Here is a 23,041-nt window from a genome sequence, read left to right on the forward strand (position 1 = left end):
AATGAAGGATAGAAGAATATTTGAATAATCAGTTTGATATTAGATAACTGCATGGCAGTAAGCTAAGGCTGATATAGTTAGGAGCAAAATCAAGTGTCTGTAAATTATCTGCCAGTGAACAGAGAAGATATGGAAAGCCGGGGATGGGACCAGGTGGACTTCGTTCTGGTCAGCGGGGATGCGTATGTCGATCATCCCAGCTTTGGTCCGGCTATCATTTCCAGGGTCCTTGAAGACGCAGGATACAAGGTTGGAATTATTCCTCAGCCGGATTGGAAAAAGACTGAAGACTTTCAGAGACTTGGGCATCCCCGGCTCGGATTTTTGGTGACGGCGGGCAATATGGATTCTATGGTCAACCATTATTCAGTCAATAAAAAATTGCGCGAAAAAGATGCCTATTCAACCGGCGGCAAAATGGGTTTACGCCCGGACAGGGCAACCATTGTGTACTGTAATAAAATTCGGGAAGCCTATAAAAACGTTCCAATTATCATTGGCGGTGTAGAAGCCAGTTTGCGGAGATTTGCCCATTATGACTATTGGAGCGATACCGTCAGAAAATCAATTCTGATTGACAGCAGTGCGGACTTGTTGGTCTATGGCATGGCGGAAAAGCAGATTGTGGAGATTGCCGCGTATCTGAATGACGGTTTGGAAGTGAAATATATCCGCCATATCCCCGGAACCTGCTATATGGCGGATTCTCTGGAAGAGGTAAGCAACGGCTATATCGAGATACCTTCCTTCAAAAAGACGTCAGAAGACAAAACAAAGTATGCGGAGGCTTTCAAGATCCAATATCAGGAGCAGGACCCGGTCAGAGGAAAAACCATTGTCCAGCAGCACGGCATAAAATATCTGGTGCAGAATAAACCGGAAATGCCTTTGTCTCAGGCGGAGCTGGATAAAGTCTATGGTCTTTCCTATCTGAAAAACGCGCATCCAATGTATGATAGAGACGGGGGAATACCTGCGCTGGAGGAAGTTAAATTCAGTATTGTCAGCTCCCGGGGATGTTTTGGAAGCTGTGCTTTCTGCTCGCTGACCTTTCATCAGGGCAGAATCGTTCAGAGCAGGAGCGAGGAATCGATCCTGCACGAAGCTGTGGAAATCACGAATTTGGAAGACTTTAAAGGATATATTCATGACGTTGGCGGACCGACAGCAAACTTTCGTCAGCCAGCCTGTTCAAAGCAATTGAAAACTGGCGCATGTAAGGAAAAACAATGCCTGCATCCCTCGCCATGCAAAAGCCTGCATATCGACCATCAGGAATACCTCGGGATTTTACGGAAACTCAGAAAACTGCCCAAAGTCAAGAAAGTATTTGTGCGCTCGGGGATTCGCTATGACTATATCATGGCGGATAAAAGCGAGCATTTTCTTAAAGAACTGCTCGAACACCATGTCAGCGGTCAACTAAAGGTAGCTCCGGAGCATATCTCACCTAAGGTCCTGCACGATATGCGTAAACCGGCCGGAAAAACCTTTGAACAGTTCAGGGAAAAGTTCTTTAAAATGAACGAGCGTCTTGGCAAGAAGCAGTTTATTGTTCCTTACTTTATGTCCAGCCACCCAGGGAGTACGCTGGAAGCAGCCGTTGAACTGGCCGAATACTTGCGGGACATTCATTATCAGCCGGAACAGGTCCAGGATTTTTATCCGACTCCGGGAACGCTGTCTACGGCAATGTTTTATACAGGGCTCGATCCGCTGACTATGCAGAAGGTTTATGTTCCAAAAAGCAAAACGGAAAAAGCAATGCAGAGAGCGTTGCTGCAATTCAGAGAACCTAAAAAATATGCCCTGGTCCACGCTGCCCTTGTTGAAGCTGATAGGACGGATTTGATAGGGTTCGGCCCCAAATGTCTGATCTGGCCCAAAGGCAAAACTGCCTATTCCGATCAGAAAAAGGAACAAGATTCCGGTTATAACCAAAATAAACAGAAAAATTTTGTTAAAGGCAAGCTCAATAAAGAGCAAGTAAATAAAGACCTTTTATCTAAGGCACGAATAAATAAGGAACATAAAAAAAAGACTGCAGAGGACAGTGGAAAATCTCGGGGAACCGTAAAAAACGAAAAGATGGAAAAAGAAAGACAACAAAGAAGCCTGGGGAATAAGAAAAAAAATCTCAAAGAAAATCAAAAAGGAAAGCACCAAGGAAGTCGCACAGGGGCGTCAGGCAAGGCGACAGGGAACGTCAAAAGGATGTCTCCGGGAAGGCATCAGGGAAGGTAAAGGGAAAGTATTCGTTTTGACAGCAGGTCGGAACCTGATATATACTAAAGGGATAAAAAACGATTTCAGAGGGTTGAGAATTGAAGAAAAAAGTTGCAGTGATTAACCTTGGGTGTCCGAAGAACCAGGTTGACAGTGAAGTAATAACCGGCATGCTGGCGAAAGGCTTCGAGATAACAGCCGAACCGTCTGAAGCCGATATGATTGTTGTAAATACCTGCGGTTTTATTGAAGATGCCAAAGCAGAATCGATTGACACCCTTTGTGAAATGATCAATTTGAAAAACAACGGTGCTCAGAAGAAGGTCTATGCTGTAGGATGTCTGGCTCAGCGTTATGGTGAAGAACTGTTTAAAGAACTTCCTGAGCTTGATGGTGTGCTCGGGGACGGGGATCTGGATAAAATCCGCGAGGTCCTGGAAAGCTCCGGCAGCGAGAGAGTATACAGAAAAAAAGAAAAGCAGGACTATCTTTATGACAATGAGATGCCGAGGGTCCGTTTCAGCCCTTCTTTTTTTGCATATGTCAAAATAGCCGAAGGCTGTGATAACCGCTGCAGCTATTGTGTCATTCCGCAGATCAAAGGCAGCTACCGTAGCAGGACAATGGAGTCAATCGTACAAGAAGTAAGGAAGCTCGTCGGCGAAGGTGTGAAGGAAATTGCGCTGGTAGCCCAGGATACAACCCGTTACGGCATTGATCTGTATCACGATTACCGGCTGCCGGGTCTTCTGCGGGAACTAGTGGAAATAGACGGCATACAATGGATTCGGCTGATGTATTGTTACCCTGAGGCAGTATCTGATGAACTGATTGACCTGATTGCGACGGAACCCAAGATATGCAATTATATCGATTTGCCTCTTCAGCATGCCGATAACGCCATACTTTCGAAAATGAACCGCAGAAATACAGCCGAAGAAGCAGAAACGCTGATCGGAAAGCTCCGCGAGGCTGTACCGGGTATTTTTATCCGTTCGACGTTCATTACCGGGTTCCCTGGGGAAACCGAAGAACAGTTTCAGCATTTATTGTCATTTGTCAATAAAATGAAATTAGACCGCATTGGGGTTTTTGCTTATTCCCAGGAGGAAAATACTCCTGCTGGGAACATGGCGAACCAGGTGCCGCCTGAGGTTCGGGAAGCTCGCAAAAATGCTGTCATGGCAGCCCAAACGGAAATCGCGGATCAGATCCAGCAGCAAAGGGTCGGGCAAATCATTCGGGTCATTCTCGAAGAACAGACTGCCCCTGATGAATGGGTCGGACGGAGCGAAGGGGATGCCCCGGAGATTGACGGTCAGATTTACCTCAAGGTTCAGAAGAAACATTTGGCTGGTGAAATCATACAGACCAGAATTACAGAAGCGGACAGCTATGATATGGGAGGGGAGGAGCTCGAGTGAATCTGCCTAACACGCTGACTCTGATTCGAATCGCCATGATACCTTTGTTTATGGCCTTTTTATTGGTAAAAATGCCTGACGGCACTGCTTATTTTCCTTATCAGGACTTTGTAGCCGCGGGGATATTTATCCTGGCGTCTGCGACAGACGGTTTAGACGGTTATTTTGCACGCAAGCTGAAGCAAGTGACCAATCTCGGTAAATTTCTGGATCCGCTTGCTGACAAGCTTCTGGTTTCGGCCGCGTTGATTGCCCTGGTCGAGTTAAATCTCGTTTCGGCCTGGATTGTCTGGATTATCTTGGCCCGAGAGTTTGCGGTCACAGGGTTAAGAGCGATTGCTGCCGCCGAAGGCGTAGTGATCAGTGCCAGCAAGCTTGGAAAACTGAAGACGGTCACTCAGATCATTGCCATAGCACTGTTGATTCTGAGAGATTGGCCATTATCAACCCTTAACATACATATTGCCCAGCCTATGATCTATCTTGCGCTGATCATAACCATCATCTCCGGCGTGGATTATATCATGAAATCAAAACAGCTGTTTGTGCATTCTAAATAAAACGACTTCAAGGCACTGGGATATAAATCTGCCCGCGGTGAGATAATGACTGAGGGAGTGTGAAAAATAATGAAGGCCGAAATTATTTCCACGGGAACAGAATTACTGCTCGGAAAAACGCTGAATACGAGTGCCCATTATCTCACAGGACAGCTTTCGGATCTCGGGATAGAAGTCCTCTACCATACGACGGTAGGGGACAACAAAGAACGGCTGACCGAGACACTAAAGAATGCGCTGCAGCGTTCTGGGCTTGTGCTTGTCAGCGGAGGGCTTGGACCGACGGCAGATGACCTATCCAAAGAAATTGCCGCTGAAGTCTTAGGCCTGAAAATGAGCTATGATCCGGAAAGCATGCAGTCCCTAACGCAGTTTTATATCAATGACCCGATGCCACCAAGTACGGAAAAACAGGCTTATTTTCCGGAAGGTTCGATCCTGCTGCCGAACGATAAAGGAACTGCACGGGGGGCACTTATCTGCAAAAATGACCAGTTTTGCGCGGTCCTTCCCGGACCTCCTTCCGAAATGGAGGTTATGTTCCAAAAATATTTGCTGCCCAAACTGGAGCAGACCATCCTTCGGGATTCCGGAAGGATGCAGGTGCGTATTCTAAAAATATTTGGACTCGGGGAACCGGAACTGGAACGGGAGCTAGCCGTTCTGATGCAGCGTAGATCTCCGTCTCTCACTTTGCTGGACAGGCATACCTACATGGATGTCAGGCTTACGGTCCGAAGCGGGGATGTCAGTCAGGCTGTCCGGCTCCTGGATCAGACGGAAGCAGAGATCCGCAGCAGGCTTGGGGACAGGGTATTCGGAACCGGTACGGATACCCAGACCGGTATTGTTGGAAAACTGCTTCTGAAAAACACCCTGACGCTGGCAACAGCTGAATCCTGTACCGGCGGTCTTCTGGGCGGAAAAATCACCGCCGAAGCCGGAAGCTCGGCGTATTATCTTGGCGGCGTTGTGAGTTATGCGAATTCAGCCAAAGAAACTTTGCTCGGGGTGAAAAGCAGCAGTCTGCTGCAGGAAGGCGCGGTCAGTGAACTTGTAGCCGGGGAAATGGCCGAAGGGACGAGGAAGGCCCTCGGCGCAGATCTTGGGATTGCGACGACCGGAGTCGCGGGGCCGGGAGGCGGAACCGCGGACAAACCCGTCGGTCTGGTCTATATCGCCCTGGCTCATCCGGAAGGTATCGAGATCACTAAAAACCAGTTTGTCGGGAGCAGGGAATCCGTCAGAAATATGATCGTAGAAACTGCTTTGAATATGCTGCGGCTGTATTTACTTAGGAAATGCAAGCAGTAAATGCTTGCCAAACGAGACAAGACCAACCGCTATGTAAAAATTTTACTTTTAACGGATTGACAATAGACAGTCAGAAAAAGTATAATAGAAACCGAACATATGTTTTGTATAATCATGAGGAGGCACGAAAAGATGGCTACTCCAGATAAACTGAAAGCATTGGATATTGCGCTGAGCCAAATTGAAAAGCAGTTTGGCAAGGGAGCGATTATGAAACTCGGCGAAGCTTCGGACAGAATGGCTGTTGAGACGATTTCAACAGGTTCATTGGCCCTGGATTTGGCTTTAGGCGTTGGCGGAGTTCCCAGAGGCCGGGTAATAGAGGTATATGGACCGGAGTCTTCGGGAAAAACCACCGTAACGCTGCATATTATTGCTGAGGCACAGAAAACAGGTGGCGTTGCAGCTTTTATTGATGCGGAGCATGCCCTTGACCCGGTATATGCCCGTGCGCTGGGTGTGAATGTCGACGATCTGCTGGTCTCCCAGCCCGACACCGGCGAGCAGGCGCTGGAAATCTGTGAAGCCCTTGTTCGCAGCGGCGCGGTTGATGTTGTCGTTATTGACTCGGTGGCGGCACTCGTGCCACGGGCTGAAATCGAAGGGGAGATGGGCGATTCCCATATGGGGCTGCATGCCCGTCTGATGTCCCAGGCGTTGCGCAAGCTTACCGGGTGCATCAGTAAAAGCCATACTTGTGTCATCTTTATTAATCAGATCAGGGAGAAAGTCGGCGTGATGTTCGGCAACCCGGAGACGACGACCGGAGGACGGGCACTGAAATTTTATGCTTCAGTCCGGCTGGAAGTCAAAAAGCAGGATGTCATCAAGCAGGGGCAGGAAATCATCGGCAATCGGACCCGCGTAAAGGTCGTCAAAAACAAGGTTGCACCGCCGTTTAACTTTGCTGATTTTGACTTGGTTTATGGCGAAGGGATATCCAGGGAAGGCAGTATTGTCGATATGGGATCGGAAACAGGTATTCTTATGAAATCGGGTGCCTGGTATTCCTACAATGGCGAAAGGCTTGGACAGGGAAGAGAGAATGTCAAGGATTTTCTGCGTCAGCATCCCGATATTGCTGCAGAGATTGAGAGAAAAGTGCGCGATCTGGTTCTGATCTCGAAAGACAAGACCAAGGGCGCTCAGGACGACAGCATGAATGATGAATAGAAATCAGGACTCACCGAAGAAAAGTGTGATAGGTGCTGCGCTGAATTTCTTAAGCCGCAGGCAGCTGTCTGCCAGCCAGCTTGCCGGTAAGCTGGAGGCTAAAGGCTATTCTGCAGAGGAAAGTGCTGAAGCTCTCCGAAAGCTAGAAGAATGGAAATATATTGATGACCGGCAATATGCCTTGTCTTATATTAAAAGTAAGGAAACAAGGTTTTCCCGGACCAGAATATGTATTGAACTGCAAAAAGCCGGTCTGGACGATCGGATGATCTCTCGCGTCATGGATGAATACTTTCCCGAGCAGCAGGAGGTTCAAAACTGCCTGCTGCTTGGCCGCAAAATGTTTGAGCAGGAGTATAGGAAATACCAGAAAAAATCCCTAAACGATCAAAACAGAAGTATCCCCCCAAAAGAGTTATACTTAAGGAAAAAGGTCGGGGACAAGCTCTTAGCGAAGGGCTATCAATTGGATATAGTCAAAAAGGTACTTGGAGAGATTATTATTTTCGATAATCTGTAAGTATTTAGTATACTTTGTTATCCCACCAACTTGACATTATTTGCACATTTCATTAAACTAATATTAAATGGATCTGTTTCTAGTAAATTTTTAACCTTTCAAGGTTTTCTCTTATATTAAACTGAACATCTCAGCTGCACCGGGTATCGGTGTAGCTATATTTAAGGGAAAAATAATCGAACGAGGGTTATAGATTTTACGGAACTGGTCTGACCAGTTTTTTGTTATTTTCACGAAATATTTAATACTATAATTGAAGGAGGTGAAGCTTTGGAAATATCAGGCTTAATTGCAGTTGTTATTGTACTCGCCGGATTGGCGATTGGCAGTCTGATCGGCTGGTTTATCCGCAAATCATCTGCGGAAAAAATGATTGGATCTGCTGAAATAGAAGCAAAAAGGCTTTTAAAGAATGCTGAGGCAGAGGCTGAAGCCAAAAAAAGGGAAAAAATCGTTGCAGCTAAAGAAGAGGTTATGCAGCTTCGCAATGATATTGAAAAAGAGACCAGAGAAAGACGTAGCGAAATCCAACGTATGGAAAGACGCAATCTTCAGAAGGAAGAAACCCTTGAAAGAAAAACCGAAGCTCTGGAACGTAAGGAAGAAAATTTACATCGCAGAGAATCAGAAGTTGAAAAACAAAAACTTGATTTAAATGAACTCCTGGCTAAACAGGTAGCTGAGCTGGAGAGGCTTTCCGGTCTGACTCCTGAAGAAGCCAAACAATTGCTGCTAAAAAGTGTCGAGGAAGAAGTACGTTACGAATCGGCAATCATGATTAAGGAATATGAGACCCGGACAAAAGAAGAAGCTGAAAAACGCGCTAAAGATATTATTTCTTTGGCTATACATCGTTGTGCGGCAGACCATGTCGTTGAAAGCACAGTTTCAGTGGTTGCCCTGCCGAACGATGAAATGAAAGGCCGTATCATTGGCCGAGAGGGCCGGAATATCAGAGCTCTTGAGACTTTAACGGGCATTGATTTGATTATTGACGATACGCCTGAGGCCGTTATTCTGTCAGGATTTGATCCGATCAGAAGAGAAGTTGCCAGAGTCGCTCTGGAAAAACTGATTTTGGACGGACGTATTCATCCGGCCAGAATTGAAGAAATGGTTGAAAAGGCGCAGAAGGAAGTTGACCAGAAAATCAGGGAAGAAGGGGAACAGGCCACCTTCGAAACCGGGGTTCATGGTATACATCCAGAACTGATTAGACTGCTTGGCCGGCTGCGTTTCAGAACCAGTTACGGACAAAATGTTTTGAGACACTCTATCGAGGTATCGCATCTGGCCGGGTTAATGGCTTCCGAACTTGGTGTTGATGTCCAGACCGCAAAACGCGCCGGACTTTTGCATGACATCGGCAAAGCCGTTGACCATGATACCGAAGGCACGCATGTCGAGATTGGCGTTGATCTCTGCAAAAAGTACAAGGAATCATGGGATATCATTCACGCGATTGAGGCCCATCACGGCGACACTGAACCCAAGACAATTGTCGCAGTACTTGTTGCCGCTGCAGATGCGGTATCGGCTGCCAGACCTGGTGCCAGACGCGAAACTTTGGAATCCTACATTAAAAGGCTTCAGAAGCTTGAGGAAATTGCCGAGACATTTGAAGGCGTTGAAAAATCCTACGCGATTCAGGCCGGCAGAGAGATTCGCATTATTGTGAATCCGGAGAAGATTGATGATGCACTTGCACCAAGGTTCGCGCATGATATTGCAAAGAGAATTGAAGAAGAACTGGAATACCCCGGACAGATCAAGGTTGTCGTAATGCGGGAGACCCGCGCAGTGGATTACGCGAAGTAATCTGCGATGAAACGACATTAACACAAAGATACCTTACAGATTAAGCGTACGATGTTTAGATATTGAAATGCGTATAACGAGCAAAGCAGGTGTTAGGCCTGCTTTGTTTGTGTATCATAGAATTATATGTATTTTCTAGTATTTTCTGAGCCATCTAAGTGCAGCAGGTTTACTTTATATTGGTATGTTGGGACAAAATAGGTTATAATTGCTAGGGCACTCTGGGAAGGACTTTGCGTCTCCTTGAAGAATTACTATATGTTTTGGAGAAAGCTCTATTATTTCACGTTCAGGAAAGGATTATCAAGATGGCCGCTTCAGAAGTCATAACTGCTGAATCAAATTATCTGAATTACAGTACGGGATTACTTGTTTCTATTTTGCTGTGCTATCCGGAAGTTGTAACGATCAGCTGCAATCAGGAGCAGCAGACCATGATACTTAAATTCCTGGTCGTCAAGGAGTGCGGCTTTGAAGCGCTTCAGAATAAACTTCGGCAGGCCTTGGAATTGTTTCATCAGATTGAAGGTCGGAAAATTCAGCTTTTAAGTATTGAAAAATTTGAACAGGAACTGGACCTGATTGTGATCAGCAGAGATTTAAGCAGTATTACCCACACCGAAATCAACCTCATAGTAGAAATCATGAAAAGCGAGCTTGGCGCTAAACTGATTGCTGATGAATGCAGCCTGCCTGAAGAAGAGGTCATACTGCAGGAAGAAATCATTATTCATATGATGGCAGCTGTACGTTCTAACGGAACAGAAAAAAACATTACAGCTGTACGGGAAGACGGCAGAGTACTTGTTTTCAATGGTTGAACGAAGGGGTTAGTGCAAGTAAAGGAGTACCTTATGCAGATTCTTTTTATCGGTGATATCGTCGGCAGACCGGGAAGAGAAGCGGTGGCTGCTTTTCTTCCCGAACTCCAGAAAGAGCATAAACTTGATCTGGTGATTGCCAATGCTGAAAATGCCTCAGGCGGGCGGGGACTTACCAAAGAAGTCGCCTATGAGCTATATGATTACGGAATCCACTTTTTGACGATGGGCAACCATGTCTGGGACCAAAAGGAAATTATAAAGTTTATCGATGATGAAACCAAGCTGATCCGGCCTGCCAATTACCCGAAAGGGGCACCGGGAAAAGGCTATGGTTTTGTTATTCGTAACGGAATAAAGACGGGAATTATCAATCTATCAGGAAGAATCTTTCTGCCGCCGCTGGAAAATCCTTTCACGATGGTCAGTCAGATCATCAATATGATGGCTGTGGAGACCCCGGTGATCATTGTCGATTTTCATGCCGAGGCAACCTCGGAAAAAGTTGCGCTTGGCTGGTTTCTTAACGGCAAAGTAAGTGCAGTTCTTGGTACACATACCCATATCCAGACTGCGGATGCCAGGGTACTGGACCAGGGAACGGCATATATTACAGACGTTGGAATGACTGGCCCGCGAGATTCGGTCTTGGGAGTCAAAAAAGAGATCATTATCAATAATTTTCTGACGCAGATGCCGGCGAGATTTGAAGTGGCCAACGGGGTGAACCAGCTGAATGCTGTGGTGCTTCAAATAGATGAAAAAACCGGCAAAACACAGCGTATTATTCCTATCCAAAAATAGACATCCTGCGCCAAATAAGGTGCAGGATTTTTTACACAGAAAATACCAAATCAGACATTTCTAAAAAGAGGATTTTTTTACTATTACGCGAATAGTATATAGCATCAAAGTGGAAATACATGTAAAAAGGATCGATTGGGAGGTATTAGATAATGGATGTGTTAAAAGTCTCAGCAAAATCAAGTCCTAATTCAGTAGCTGGAGCATTAGCAGGCGTACTCAGGGAAAAAGGCGGAGCTGAATTGCAGGCAATTGGCGCAGGCGCATTAAACCAGGCAGTAAAAGCAGTTGCTATTGCCAGAGGTTTCGTTGCTCCGAGTGGTCTTGACCTGGTTTGTATTCCGGCTTTCACCGATATCCTAATTGAAGGAGAAGAGAGGACTGCGATCAAACTGATTGTCGAACCCAGATAAACCCAATGATTCTAAACCTGCCTGCTTGGGGGCGGGTTTTTTTAATATATCAGAAAATATTCGTACTTTCTGATTTATCTAAGTGCAACAAAGGAAGTCGCCAAAGGATTGGCATCAGTCAAGCTTTCCAAATAATTAGCCTTCTGCCCGATTATCCTTTAGAATATAAATAAAGGAGCAAAATTTGACCATGAAAAACATATGGATTGCTGACGGTCATTGTGACAGCATTGGAGATTTCGCTGCCGGAAAAAGAAATTTGAAAGAAACAGCAAAATTTGGGCACTGGGATTTGACCAGGGCAAAACAGGCCAATCTCGGTCTGCAGTTTTTGGCTGCCTATATTGAAAGTGAATACAAACCGTTTCAGGCGGCCTGGAGAGGGCTGGAATTACTCGAAGCCGCACTTAGGTTTATTGATAATAATTCTAGTGATGTATTTTTAGTAAGAACCCAAGAAGACGCAGCCCAATTAGGCCGGACCAATAAGCTGGGCCTGCTTATCAATATCGAGGGCGGAGAAATTCTTGGAGAAAACGTTTTTATGCTCGATCTGATTTTCAGGCTCGGAGTTAGAAGCATTGGCCTTACCTGGAATGAAAGGAATGCGATCGGCAACGGCGTGGGGGAAAGCGAAGGAAGCGGCGGTTTATCTAGTTTTGGCTTTCAGGTAATCAAAAGAATGAACCAGCTTGGGATGGTGATCGACGTTTCCCACCTGAATGAGGCCGGTTTTTGGGATGTGCTGCGGCATTCTGAACGTCCGGTCATCGCTTCCCATTCCTGTGCCAAAGCGTTATGTGGCCATCGCCGGAACCTGACTGACCATCAGCTGTGTGCGCTAGGAGACAAGAAAGGTCTGGTCGGGGTCAATTTCTGTGAAGATTTCCTGAGTGAGACCGGAAAAGCAACTATGGATGACGTTGTCCGGCACATTTGCCACATCGCAGAAGTAGCGGGAGTCGATACCGTTGGTTTCGGATCGGATTTTGACGGAATTGAGACGACGCCGAAAGGTCTGGAAAATGTCGGGACATTCCCGTATCTAGTGGAAAAATTGTCTCAGTGCGGTTTTAATCAGAACGAAATAGCCAAAATATGTTATGGGAATTATGTCAGGTTTTTAAGCGATGTCTTAATGTGAAAATTCTTAGAGGTAAACATATTATGAAATACCAGACAAGATTTGAGGCCGACCTGCATTGTCATACGACTGCTTCAGACGGGGTCCTTACACCGGAAGAAGTCGTTAAGTCTGCGGCAGAGGTCGGATTGAAAGCTTTGGCCATCACGGACCATGATACCATTAATGGCTGGGCGGAGGCAGAACAGGCTGTAGCTGAGACGGGGCTCTGTCTGGTTAAAGGCATAGAGATCAACACCGACTGGGCGGGCAAGGAAGTCCATATCCTCGGGTATGCGTTACAGGAGGGCAATGGGGTTCTTCATACCAGGTTGCAGGAACTGCGGGAAAAAAGAGTGCAAAGAATACGAAAGATCCTTCAGAAGCTGGAACAGCTTGGAATCACCCTGACATTTGAGGAAGTAAGTCAGTTTGTCAGAGGGGATTCTGTCGGCCGACCCCATGTGGCTCAGGCCATGATCAGGCACGGGTATGCCGCCAATCTGAAAGACGCTTTTGAGAGATTTTTAAAGATAGGAAGGCCAGCTTATGTTCCCAGGTATAAGCTTGATCCTGTCGAAGCTATTACAATTATAAGAGAAGCCGGAGGCGTAGCCGTGCTTGCGCATCCGGGCAGCCAATGTACAGAACCCGAGATTGCCGCCTGGGTCGACTCCGGGCTGCAGGGGATTGAAGTCTATCATCCCGACCACGGTGCGGAGGAACGAAATTACTTTAAAGCACTGGCAGAAAGAAAGAGCCTTCTGATTACAGGCGGATCTGATTTTCATGGTCATGCGATTAAGCCCGGCATAAAATTAGGCTCTTGGGGAGTTGGGATGGAGACCATTCAACAAATTGAGCAGCTGAGGAGGAAGAAGACATGAAGCTTGCAGTAAGAATGGGAAGTCTGCAAACATCCATTTTTTCACAATTGGCGTCGTTGAAAGAAACGCTTAAACGTGAAGGCAAAACGCTCATTGATCTAAGTGTAGGGAGCCCAGATTTACCTCCGTCCCTGGAGATCAGAAAAATAATCAGTGAGCAGAGCCTTGATGAAAGGGCGTATGGTTATACACTGACCAGAGGAATTCCGGAGTTCCGGGAAGCTTGCTCATTATGGTATAAAAGAAGATTTAACGTCGATATTGATCCTGCGACGGAAGTGCTTCCGGTCATGGGCTCCCAGGACGGTCTAACGCATATTTTCTGGGCGTTTATTGATAAAGGCGACGCTGCTTTCATCCCTGAGCCTGGTTATCCGATTTATTCAGACGGATTGGCGCTGGTCGAAGGTGAAAAGGTTGTACTGCCGTTATTGGAAACGAACGATTTTCTGCCGGACCTTAATCGAATTACCCCCCAGATTGCTGACCGGGCCAAACTGATGGTTCTTAACTATCCTAATAATCCAACCGCTGCAGTTGCACCGGAGACTTTCTTTAATGAAGTCGTTAGGTTTGCCTCCAAACATGGAATTGTGGTTTGTCATGATGCTGCGTATACGGAACTGGCTTTTGACGGCTACAGGCCGTCAAGCTTTCTGCAGGCCAAAGGAGCAAAGGACGTAGGGGTAGAGTTTCATTCCCTTTCCAAGTCGTATAATATGGCCGGAGTGAGACTTGGCTTTGTGGTAGGCAATAAAGAAGTCATCAGAGCACTGGAAACCATCAAATCCAATATTGACTATGGGAGTTTTCAGCCTGTATTGAAGGCCGGAGCTGCTGTCTTAAGCGGCGGTGATCAGACCATCCTCGCCAATCAGCAGACTTATAAAAACAGAAGGGATATCTGGGTAGACGGATGTGCCAGAGCCGGCTGGAAGATGAACAGGCCCAAAGGATCCATGTTCGTCTGGGCGCCGGTGCCCACGAAGCAGGATTCATTATCCTTTGCGTTTGAACTGGCCAGCGAGGCTGGCGTTCTTGTCGTGCCGGGCATTGCCTTTGGCCGGTATGGCGAGGGATATGTCAGGGTTGGCCTGGTTCAGGATGAGACGAAGCTTCAGGAAGCGGTTCAGCGGGTTGGAACTTTTTTAGCCGGGAAGGATTAAAAACAATCTGAAGCGTATAGAATAGCTGTATAAGAATATAATTCTGTTCCGGGAGATGAAAGTTTGAGTACGAATGAGGAAACCGTCCTGTTGACTCATAGAATTATGGAACTAGAAAAACAGCTTGATAATCTGCGTTTAAGTAGGAGAGTCCTCATGGACCTGCTTGAGCAGATTGAAAAGGAAAATAAGATTCTTACGCAAAAGCTTGATCAAAAAAGCAGACATCTTCAGAAATATAAAAAAATAAACCAGCATAAATCGGTTTATTCGCAGGATTTTGAATTATATGAATTTAAGGATTATTTGAAAGAATAACTTGGAAACTAGTGCCGGTTGTCGGCCGAGTGAAGGATTTCTTCCATAGAATTTTGCGGGGTATGGTGGTTTTGGATTAAGCGCTGGATTTCAGAAGAGAGTCCTGCCCGGGCAGCCAGCCGTTTCCCCCAGGCAGGATGCTGTGTGTAAATCACCAGCGTCTTGCCGAAAACTGATTTGCTTTGGCGGATGATGTTTTTGATCCGTTCCGGTAAATAATCAAAGACAACAATAAATATCCTCTGCCACAGAAGCAGATGGATCACTGATTTTCCGCAGTCATGGAGAAGCGCACCACTTAATAAGTTATGGTAAACTTCTTTTCCATAACCATTTTTTATAAGACTGCTCTGTTCCTGAATATCCTGAGCGACATCGAGTGCATGCCTCTGCTCTGTAAGGGTCTGCTTCAGAAACAGCTGTCTTTCCCGCTCCGACAGTACGGTATTTAGCCAGGAGTATTCATTCTCATTTACAACCGGGTGCAGCGCATTGCGTAATTGTTTGATCCGATAGAACATCATTCAGTTCCTTTTTATTTTGACTTTAATCTCATTCTTATTCTATTATACCCTTACGATTTATAATTTCTAGTGCCTTAATAAGCTTAGGCATAATCATGGATCATCTTAGTACCATGTCAACCTTAAATCTATATATCCTGGCGGCAGATTTCTGTTAATACTGCGTTGTCGTCAATCACCATACGCTCGGTATGCCTCAATCCTCCGCCTTGTCTTAAAAGAAATCTGCTCCCCATTATATTACAGTTTTAAGGTTGACAAGGTACTAGATAGCTCTCTTTTTAGTAAATTCTATTGTTATCATTTGTACATTAGGTTATGCTATTTTGTAACCGCACATTTTGCAGATGAAGTCACACCGGGGGGATACGATGCGCCATAAATTTGAAGCCCAGCTTCAGGAGCTGAAGAAAAAAATAGTAGAGATGAGCGTGTTAGTTGAGAAGGCGCTAGAACAGGCCATGGAAAGCTTGAAGAACAGGGATATGGCTCTGGCGGAAAAGGTCATCAGCGATGACGGCCAGATCAATGATTCTGAGCAGGATATCGAACTGCTCTGTACCCACCTTGTTGCAACCCAGCAGCCGTTTGCCTCGGATCTCCGCAATATTGTTGCAAGCTATAAAATCATTTCCTCTCTGGAAAGAATGGGCGATCTATCTGTTGATATTGCCAAAGTATCCTTGCGGATCGGACCAGATCCACTGATCAAGCCGTTGATTGACATGCCGAAAATGGCTGAGATAGCAGTCCAAATGATGCGTACGGCCGTCCAGGCTTTTATCTGTGAAGATGTTGAACTTGCACGGTCTCTGGCTGAGACTGACCACAAAGTAGATCATTACTATAAATTGATTTTTAACGAATTGAATGAGATGATGGCGAAAGACTCGGCAATATCGGGTCAGGCGGTCTACCTGCTTCTAGCGACCCGCTATATCGAAAGAATCGGCGATTACTGTACGAATATCGGGGAAGAAGTTATTTATATGCAATTAGGCGTTAGGGAAAATTTAAACAAATAGATAAAATATACATAGAGTTCTAATTCTATCTTGACCATCAGCTAAAGAACCCGGGCGTTGCCGGGTTAATTTTTTTATAATTTTATGATTGGAAAGATACCTTGTCATTTCCTGCCTTTATCAAGCGTAATAATAAAAAAACAGCTTGTAAAGGGAGGATTTGACTTGAACATAAAATGGAAGGAATTATGGGATGCTAATCCGGACATTTTCAGTGTATCCGGATGGGAAGAATGTCCAGAAGAAGTCAGGAAAGGTTGGCATCTGCCTTCCCAGTTTGATTATTTCAGTGCCGGGGATATCAGTTTCAGAGTTGGAATCATCGCTGCGCAGGGAGTCTACAGGGAGGAAGACTTTCTTTTGGGCGGGATTCTGTGGGGAGGGCATCTAGGAAATGGCAGCAGGACTTTGATTTATTATGTGGCAAAAGAATTTTCTCCTGTATTTTTAGGTGCGGTTTCTCAAATAGGAGGTATGCTGTTTGCCAGGACGGTTTTTTGGCGGGAAAAATTGACCCCAAATTTGTATGTTCTGGCAGAAAAAGATTATGATAAAGGTTTTTTTCGGTTGGATACAGGCGAACTGCGCCCCGGTTGGGAACACTGGCAAAGAGAATTAAATCCAGTGGCCTGGAATCATCTGACGGTGATCAACCACTATTTTGAAAGCCTGGCCAAGAGAAGAGTCCGGGCAGTATCCGAAAAGAACAAAATCACCTATTGCTGGGGAAATATTCAAATTGCCGAGTTTAAAAAGAAAGGGAACAAGTTTGAACTGTCTACCAAAGTAAAATGGACCAGGAATAAAAATATTGCTTCCAAATTTCTAAAGTTGGGGTGGGTCGATTTCTCCGGAAATCTTAATGATGAATTTTGCAGAGCCATTAACGGGATACTGGAACTGCTGGAGAATATGGAGATCAATGGTAGCCTTGATTCCAGGGAATTATTAGATCTTAAGATAATCTATGACAGGGAATTCATCCCCCAATATTTTGGAAAGTACCTGGAAGTTCCCTGGTATCCAAGAGACTTCAGTGATTTGATTGAAAGCCGGCAACTGTATTTTTTCCAACGGGATCAATCTATTAGGATTATTAAGCCTGTTCTGGAGAAACCATCGCTAAAAGTTGTACAAACGCTGCTGGTGTTTTCAGCTTTTGAAAACTATGCGAAGCATCATCAAGGTTTCCCGGGATATCCGCAACTGGAGTGGAACCACAAAATATTCCTTTTTTGCGAAGCCGATTACATGGAAGAATTGCGTCTGTGCCAATCCTGGCTGAGGCATCCCGATAAATATCCATTGATCATCATGCCCAAAGAATGGCGGACGGAGGGCTTTAAAGGAGTAAAAGATAACTTCATTGCATTCGGCATCGATGCATAGTAAGATTGTGGTAAGGAGAAAATGCCACATACGATGGAGTCATGCTGCATGCGATTATTTATCAGCCTGAATTTTAGTGAACAGAGTCTTGACCAATTCGAAAAATGGCAGGATGAACTTAAGGTTAAAGGTCTCCGCGGCTATTGGCGCAGACGTGATAACCTGCACCTGACGCTGCGTTTTTTAGAAGAAGTGGAAGAAAAGGATCTTGATGCTTTGAAACAGACCCTGGCGGGTGTTTCGGGACGTATCGGTGAATTTGCGGTTTCTTTTGATTCCCTTGGTGTATTCCCGAATATCATACAGCCCCGGATACTATGGGCCGGGATAAGAAAAGAACCGAAGCTGATTCAGCTGCAAAAGCAGATCCAGCAGGCGACGAGCCAATTTGGAGCACCGCCTGATACCAGGCCTTTTAAACCTCATCTTACTTTAGCGAGCGGCGGCATCAAGGGTATCGACCAAAATATCCTAAATTGGGGCAGTACGCTTGATCTTAAAGAGAATGCCGTCCATTATGCTTTAATGCAAAGCAAAGTGGAGAAAGGCATTCGGCAATACCTGACAGTTGCCCGGTACCGGATCTGATCATTCCATCATTTGTCGGGAAACATGGACAGATAAAGGAGAAAAGATGGTAACCTATAGACACGCAAAGCTAAGCGATGTGGAAGACATTATTTGCCTGATCAATTATTATGCAGAACAGGGGCTCATGCTCCCCAGAACCCGAAGTGCGCTGTATGAAGGAATCAGGGAGGTCATTGTAGCGGTAGAGGATGACCGGATCGTCGGAACCGGCGCTTTACATATAACCTGGGACGATCTCGCTGAGATCAGGGCACTGACGGTTGAGGAAAGCTACAGGGGGAAAGGGTTAGGCCGCAAGATTGTTGAGCTTCTTTTGGAGGAGGCCAGGGAGCTTCATTGCCCCAAGGTATTTACCCTGACGTATCAGGTAGATTTCTTCAAGCATATGGGATTCGAAATTACCGAAAAGGATTCAATGCCCCATAAGGTCTGGAAAGAATGCATCAATTGTGTTAAGTTTCCTAATTGTGATGAAAATGCCCTGATTCTTTACTTAAAATAGGGGGTTCAATGACTGTAAAAAGTGTAAAGATTTATACGGACGGAGCATGTTCAGGCAATCCCGGGCCGGGAGGTTGGGCGGCAGTCCTGAAGTATGGTGAACATGAAAGAGAGATCAGCGGCTTTGAAGGCAATACAACCAATCAGCGCATGGAGCTGACAGCGGCAGTCCAAGGACTGGCCGCCCTGAAAGAAAGCTGCAGTGTCCAGGTTCACAGTGACAGTGCCTATTTAATTAATGCATTTGAACAAAACTGGCTTTCCCGCTGGCAAAAGAATGGCTGGCAGAATTCGCAAAAGAGACCGGTTGAGAACCGTGATCTTTGGGTATTGCTTCTGGAACTTACGGCAAAGCATGACGTTGTCTGGGTTAAAGTCAAAGGTCATTCCGGACATCCCGAGAACGAACGATGTGACGAACTAGCCCGCAAAGCGATTGCCGAAGCTTTGGCCTAAATCAAGTTCTTCAAGATTGGTTTTTCCCTAATAAATCATGCAATTCGGCTTATTTAGTCTTGTTTTTGCAAATAATTTCGTTATAATAATTCATAAGACAAGTTAATAGCGATACATAAGATTACTTTAATAATGAACAATCAATTAAAGGAATAACCATATATTCCTTTAATTTTTTGAGTTTTCTTTCAGTATATACAAGTACTAGAATCAATATGACGATATGGAAGGGATTATGGATGGCAAAATTTCTAGAGTATCAAGGTAAGGAATGGCTTGCCAAGGCGGGAATACCCGTACCGAAGGGCAGGTCGGCATCTTCTCCGGAAGAAGCACAGCAAGCGGCAGAATGGATTGGCAAGTCCGTGGCTGTCAAAGGTCAGGTCCAGGCAGGAGGACGAGGAAAAGCCGGTATTGTAAAACTGGTCGAGACTCCGTCCGAAGCATCGGCGGCAGCTGCTGAAATACTGGTAAAGACAGTCAAAGGGCTCCCTGTCAGACAGGTTTTAATTGAGGAGAAACTGGCGATCAAAAAAGAATACTATTGTTCATTTGTCATTAACAATGCGAGAGACGCCCGCTGCCCGATGCTGATGTTCAGCTCAGAAGGCGGCATGGATATTGAAAGTGTTCCTGAAGAACTGATTTTCAAGATGAATATCGACCCTATTTTTGGTCTGCAAATTTACGATGCGATCGATTTTTGTGTCCGAGCCGGCATTCCAAATAAAGAATTGAGTAAGTTTGCTTCTTTCTTGACAAAACTGTCCCAAGTCTACAAAAAGTATGACTGCCAGACCCTGGAGATCAATCCGTTTGTCATGACGGAGGATGGAAGCCTGATCTGCGCAGACTGCAAAATGGAGATTGATAACAGTTCTGTGGGCCGTCATCCGGAATTTGGCATTAAAATTGCCCGCGATTTGCCTGGTGAAGTCACCGAACTTGATATGATCGGCTGGAGCATTGAAGAAACAGATGCCCGTGGAACCGGCTTCCTGATGAATATGGGTTATGACGAAGTAAGCCCCGGCTATATCGGCTATCACCCGATCGGCGGCGGTTCGGCGATGATGGGACTTGATGCGCTGAATCAGGTAGGACTCAAGCCTGCCAACTATGCCGACACGAGCGGCAATCCTGTTGGATCCAAAATCTATCGCGTTGCCAAGAGCGTACTGTCGCAGCCCAATATTGACGGTTATCTTCTTGGCGGCTTTATGATGGCGAATCAGGAGCAATGGCACCATGCCAATGCGATTGTCAAAGTACTGTGGGAAGAGCTTCCGAAGAAGCCCGGCCTGCCTTGCGTTCTGTTACTCTGCGGCAACCGCGAGGATGAATCCATGGAGATTCTGCGCAAGGGTCTGGCAGAGCTTATGACTTCGGACGGAATTGGCAAAAGAATTGAAATATACGGAAAAGAGCATGTCACGGATACTAAATTTATCGGTCAAAGACTTCTGGCTCTGGCCAAAGAATACAGAGCGGAAAAAGATGCTCAAGGAAAGTAGGAAAATGCCATGCTGGAAATCAAAGAAAAAAGTATTACCATAAGCATCGATACCAACAAGTGTGACGCATGTGAAACCAAAGCGTGCGCAGCAGCTTGTAAAAAATATGCCAGAGGATTGCTTCAAATTGTTGACGGGAAACCATCCGTCGAGCATCTGAGCGCAGAGGAAGTTCTCCGGCTTGGAACAGAATGTCTGGCTTGTGAGATCGCCTGCAAGTTCGAAGGGAATAAGGCTTTGACCATCAATATTCCGATTGCGGGCATTGATGTCTATCTAACCAAACGCGGTTTACAATAGTTTATTTGGCCAATTTTCTTTACAAAATTAAAATGAGGGATAAGAATGGGTATTTTAATCAGTGACCAGTCTAAAGTCATTATCCAGGGAATTACCGGCCGTGAAGGATCTGTAAGAACCAAATACATGAAAGAATATGGCACCAAAGTTATCGGCGGAACCAGCCCAGGGAAAAAAGGGGATGAGGTTCATGGCATCCCCGTCTATAATACGGTTAAGGAGATTGCCAAAGAACAGGATGAAATTGACTTTAGCGTCATCTTTGTGCCGGGCAGTGTTCTGAAAACCGCTGTTTTTGAAGCTGCCGACGCGGGTGTCAAAAATATTATTCCGTGCGTTGAAGGAACACCCATCCATGATATTATGGAAATGGTCGCTTATTGCAAGTTGAGAGGAACCCGCTTAATCGGCCCCGGATCCATTGGCATTCTGACACCGGGAGAAGCAGTTGTCGGCTGGCTTGGCGGCAATGTCGAGTGGGCTAACAAGTTCTTTAAGAAAGGTAATATCGGTGTCTTTTCGCGCAGTGGCGGACAATCAGGGACCATCCCTTGGGTATTAAGAGAAGGTGGTTTCGGCATAAGTACGGTCGTGCATACCGGAACCGAGCCTGTACTTGGAACATCTATGGCTGATTTGCTGCCCTTATTCGAAGCAGATCCTGAAACAAAAGGTGTAGCCGTCTATGCCGAGATCGGCAGCTCCCAGGAAGAGGAATGTGCCGATGTTATTGCGGAAGGCAAATTCACAAAACCTTTCGTGATCTACGTAGCCGGAGCCTGGGCTCCCGAAGGCCAACGTTTTTCCCATGCTTCCAATATTGTCGAACGCGGCCGCGGGTCAGCGAAGAGTAAAATTGAAGCTGTCCTTAAAGCGGGCGGTTTTGTCGCTGAAACGCCAATAGATATTCCGATTATTTTGAAGGATAAAATGAAGGAATAATGATTGATTCTTGGTATCGTCTGGTCAGACAAAAATTTCCCTCAGTAATTTACATGCATTTTAGAGTTGACAAAGTACTTAGCATTGTTACCAAAAAATCTTAAAGGTAAAAATAGGAGGCATATTTAAAATGGTTGTTATGAGATCGATTCTCTACGTACCGGGAAATAACCCGAAGATGGTTGAGAAAGCGCCAAGCTTTCCTGCTGATATCATCACGCTGGATCTGGAAGATTCCGTACCGCCGGCAGAAAAGGAAAATGCACGCAAAATTATTGCCGAGAATCTGAAATACGCCGGTTCCAATGGTTCCCAGGTTTATGTCAGAATTAACAACTGGGAAACAGAATTAACCAACGATGACCTTGAGGCTGTCGTTTGGGAAGGTCTTCATGGCGTAACGCTTGCCAAGACTGGACATCCTGATGATGTCAAACGTCTGGACTGGAAGCTCGAAGAGCTGGAGCGCCGACGTGGTCTGGAAGTGGGTTCCATCAAAATTTCTATGCTGCTGGAAACAGCAAAAGGAATCATGAATGCCTATGAGTGCTGTATGGCCAGTAAACGTAACGTGAATGCTATTTTTGGTGCTGTAGATTATTGCCGCGACATGCGGATCAAACTAACCTCTGAAGCGAATGAGCAGCTGTGGGGACGCGCCAAAGTCGGTGTTGCCTGCCGTGCAGCCGGTATCGTAGCAATTGACGCACCGTTTGTTGCTTACCAGGATATTCCCGCTTTCGAAAAGAACGTTGCCGATGGCAAACAGATGGGCTATGAAGGTCGTATGATTATTCATCCGGGTCAGGTTGAACCGTCCAACCGTCTGTATGCTCCGGATCCGGCCGATGTAGAATGGGCTAACGGCGTTGTCAAAGTATTTGAAGAAGAGGGTATTGCCAAAGGAAAAGCAGCTGTATCCTACAACGGTAAAATGGTGGATACTCCCGTATACCTGAATGCCAAAGATATTCTGGCTGCTCAGGCTGAGATTGAAGCGAAAGAAGCTTAAGCTGAGGTTGCTCTAAAGTTTTATATGACTCGAGTGACACAATGTCTGGCTGCCCCTGTAGGGGCGGCCAGACATTGTAATATCCGCTATTTAATCTATTCAAATCAATACAACGTATGGATCCTAACATCAGAGGATAATTTCACCGATTCTGATACTTACTTTCAAAAACAAAATGGTTGATTTTTTGTTTTCATTCATGAGATAATTTAACGAAACG

At 45.7% G+C, this 23,041-nt stretch carries 24 protein-coding genes; 23 read left to right on the forward strand and 1 reads right to left on the reverse strand.

Going from position 1 to position 23,041, the window contains the following annotated elements:
• Nucleotides 1–93: 93 nt before the first annotated feature.
• From AAH944_RS05360 to AAH944_RS05425, 14 genes are all read left to right on the forward strand, one after another.
• Nucleotides 94–2,244: a YgiQ family radical SAM protein gene (locus tag AAH944_RS05360; RefSeq protein ID WP_415537092.1), complete on the forward strand. Its 2,151-nt coding sequence runs from the start codon at nucleotides 94–96 to the stop codon at nucleotides 2,242–2,244.
• Nucleotides 2,245–2,324: 80 nt separating this feature from the next.
• Nucleotides 2,325–3,650, forward strand: coding sequence for a 30S ribosomal protein S12 methylthiotransferase RimO (rimO, locus tag AAH944_RS05365; protein ID WP_415537094.1), 1,326 nt, complete (start codon nucleotides 2,325–2,327; stop codon nucleotides 3,648–3,650).
• The gene (gene pgsA / locus AAH944_RS05370; RefSeq protein ID WP_015042384.1) at nucleotides 3,647–4,210 is read left to right on the forward strand and encodes a CDP-diacylglycerol--glycerol-3-phosphate 3-phosphatidyltransferase; all 564 of its coding nucleotides are present in this window, start codon (nucleotides 3,647–3,649) and stop codon (nucleotides 4,208–4,210) included. Before rimO ends, pgsA begins: the two co-directional genes overlap by 4 nt.
• A gap of 69 nt (nucleotides 4,211–4,279) precedes the next feature.
• Entirely contained in the window at nucleotides 4,280–5,524 is a 1,245-nt protein-coding gene (locus tag AAH944_RS05375) for a competence/damage-inducible protein A (RefSeq protein WP_415537096.1), read from the forward strand.
• 132 nt (nucleotides 5,525–5,656) lie between these two features.
• Nucleotides 5,657–6,697, forward strand: a complete 1,041-nt coding sequence (gene recA, locus AAH944_RS05380) for a recombinase RecA (protein ID WP_415537098.1) — start codon at nucleotides 5,657–5,659, stop codon at nucleotides 6,695–6,697.
• A complete protein-coding gene (locus AAH944_RS05385; protein WP_415537100.1) occupies nucleotides 6,687–7,217 on the forward strand; it encodes a regulatory protein RecX in 531 nt (176 codons plus the stop codon). Before recA ends, AAH944_RS05385 begins: the two co-directional genes overlap by 11 nt.
• Nucleotides 7,218–7,466: 249 nt before the next feature.
• Nucleotides 7,467–9,035, forward strand: a complete 1,569-nt coding sequence (gene rny / locus AAH944_RS05390; RefSeq protein ID WP_415537789.1) for a ribonuclease Y — start codon at nucleotides 7,467–7,469, stop codon at nucleotides 9,033–9,035.
• 263 nt (nucleotides 9,036–9,298) lie between these two features.
• The gene (locus tag AAH944_RS05395; RefSeq protein WP_415537102.1) at nucleotides 9,299–9,856 is read left to right on the forward strand and encodes a hypothetical protein; all 558 of its coding nucleotides are present in this window, start codon (nucleotides 9,299–9,301) and stop codon (nucleotides 9,854–9,856) included.
• Between the two features lie 33 nt (nucleotides 9,857–9,889).
• The gene (locus AAH944_RS05400) at nucleotides 9,890–10,660 is read left to right on the forward strand and encodes a TIGR00282 family metallophosphoesterase (RefSeq protein ID WP_415537104.1); all 771 of its coding nucleotides are present in this window, start codon (nucleotides 9,890–9,892) and stop codon (nucleotides 10,658–10,660) included.
• Nucleotides 10,661–10,812: 152 nt separating this feature from the next.
• Nucleotides 10,813–11,073, forward strand: a complete 261-nt coding sequence (locus AAH944_RS05405; protein WP_015042391.1) for a stage V sporulation protein S — start codon at nucleotides 10,813–10,815, stop codon at nucleotides 11,071–11,073.
• Between the two features lie 190 nt (nucleotides 11,074–11,263).
• Nucleotides 11,264–12,217, forward strand: coding sequence for a dipeptidase (locus AAH944_RS05410; RefSeq protein ID WP_415537106.1), 954 nt, complete (start codon nucleotides 11,264–11,266; stop codon nucleotides 12,215–12,217).
• Between the two features lie 23 nt (nucleotides 12,218–12,240).
• Nucleotides 12,241–13,083, forward strand: a complete 843-nt coding sequence (locus tag AAH944_RS05415) for a PHP domain-containing protein (protein WP_415537108.1) — start codon at nucleotides 12,241–12,243, stop codon at nucleotides 13,081–13,083.
• Nucleotides 13,080–14,249 (forward strand): aminotransferase class I/II-fold pyridoxal phosphate-dependent enzyme, encoded by a 1,170-nt coding sequence (locus AAH944_RS05420; RefSeq protein ID WP_415537110.1) that lies wholly within the window; start codon nucleotides 13,080–13,082, stop codon nucleotides 14,247–14,249. The genes AAH944_RS05415 and AAH944_RS05420 overlap by 4 nt, the downstream gene beginning before the upstream one ends.
• A gap of 63 nt (nucleotides 14,250–14,312) precedes the next feature.
• Nucleotides 14,313–14,567: a hypothetical protein gene (locus AAH944_RS05425; RefSeq protein ID WP_015042395.1), complete on the forward strand. Its 255-nt coding sequence runs from the start codon at nucleotides 14,313–14,315 to the stop codon at nucleotides 14,565–14,567.
• 8 nt (nucleotides 14,568–14,575) lie between these two features.
• Here the strand turns inward: AAH944_RS05425 and AAH944_RS05430 are convergent, their stop codons facing one another.
• Entirely contained in the window at nucleotides 14,576–15,091 is a 516-nt protein-coding gene (locus AAH944_RS05430) for a hypothetical protein (protein WP_415537112.1), read from the reverse strand.
• Between the two features lie 347 nt (nucleotides 15,092–15,438).
• On the opposite strand from AAH944_RS05430, the gene phoU reads away from it, so the two are divergent.
• From phoU to AAH944_RS05475, 9 genes are all read left to right on the forward strand, one after another.
• Nucleotides 15,439–16,116 (forward strand): phosphate signaling complex protein PhoU, encoded by a 678-nt coding sequence (phoU, locus tag AAH944_RS05435; protein WP_415537114.1) that lies wholly within the window; start codon nucleotides 15,439–15,441, stop codon nucleotides 16,114–16,116.
• A gap of 165 nt (nucleotides 16,117–16,281) precedes the next feature.
• Nucleotides 16,282–17,505: a hypothetical protein gene (locus AAH944_RS05440; protein ID WP_415537116.1), complete on the forward strand. Its 1,224-nt coding sequence runs from the start codon at nucleotides 16,282–16,284 to the stop codon at nucleotides 17,503–17,505.
• Nucleotides 17,506–17,553: 48 nt separating this feature from the next.
• The gene (gene thpR, locus AAH944_RS05445) at nucleotides 17,554–18,093 is read left to right on the forward strand and encodes an RNA 2',3'-cyclic phosphodiesterase (protein ID WP_415537118.1); all 540 of its coding nucleotides are present in this window, start codon (nucleotides 17,554–17,556) and stop codon (nucleotides 18,091–18,093) included.
• Between the two features lie 46 nt (nucleotides 18,094–18,139).
• The gene (locus AAH944_RS05450) at nucleotides 18,140–18,598 is read left to right on the forward strand and encodes an N-acetyltransferase (protein WP_415537120.1); all 459 of its coding nucleotides are present in this window, start codon (nucleotides 18,140–18,142) and stop codon (nucleotides 18,596–18,598) included.
• Nucleotides 18,599–18,606: 8 nt separating this feature from the next.
• The gene (rnhA, locus tag AAH944_RS05455) at nucleotides 18,607–19,053 is read left to right on the forward strand and encodes a ribonuclease HI (protein ID WP_415537122.1); all 447 of its coding nucleotides are present in this window, start codon (nucleotides 18,607–18,609) and stop codon (nucleotides 19,051–19,053) included.
• A gap of 239 nt (nucleotides 19,054–19,292) precedes the next feature.
• Nucleotides 19,293–20,567 (forward strand): ATP-grasp domain-containing protein, encoded by a 1,275-nt coding sequence (locus AAH944_RS05460; RefSeq protein ID WP_019226679.1) that lies wholly within the window; start codon nucleotides 19,293–19,295, stop codon nucleotides 20,565–20,567.
• A gap of 9 nt (nucleotides 20,568–20,576) precedes the next feature.
• Nucleotides 20,577–20,867 (forward strand): hypothetical protein, encoded by a 291-nt coding sequence (locus AAH944_RS05465; protein WP_415537124.1) that lies wholly within the window; start codon nucleotides 20,577–20,579, stop codon nucleotides 20,865–20,867.
• Nucleotides 20,868–20,912: 45 nt separating this feature from the next.
• Nucleotides 20,913–21,809, forward strand: coding sequence for a succinate--CoA ligase subunit alpha (locus AAH944_RS05470; protein ID WP_415537126.1), 897 nt, complete (start codon nucleotides 20,913–20,915; stop codon nucleotides 21,807–21,809).
• A 130-nt stretch (nucleotides 21,810–21,939) separates the two neighbouring features.
• A complete protein-coding gene (locus AAH944_RS05475; protein WP_415537128.1) occupies nucleotides 21,940–22,821 on the forward strand; it encodes an HpcH/HpaI aldolase/citrate lyase family protein in 882 nt (293 codons plus the stop codon).
• Nucleotides 22,822–23,041: the final 220 nt, after the last annotated feature.

This window comes from Dehalobacter sp. CP, from assembly GCF_047652685.1.
Taxonomy (GTDB): Bacteria; Bacillota; Desulfitobacteriia; order Desulfitobacteriales; family Syntrophobotulaceae; genus Dehalobacter.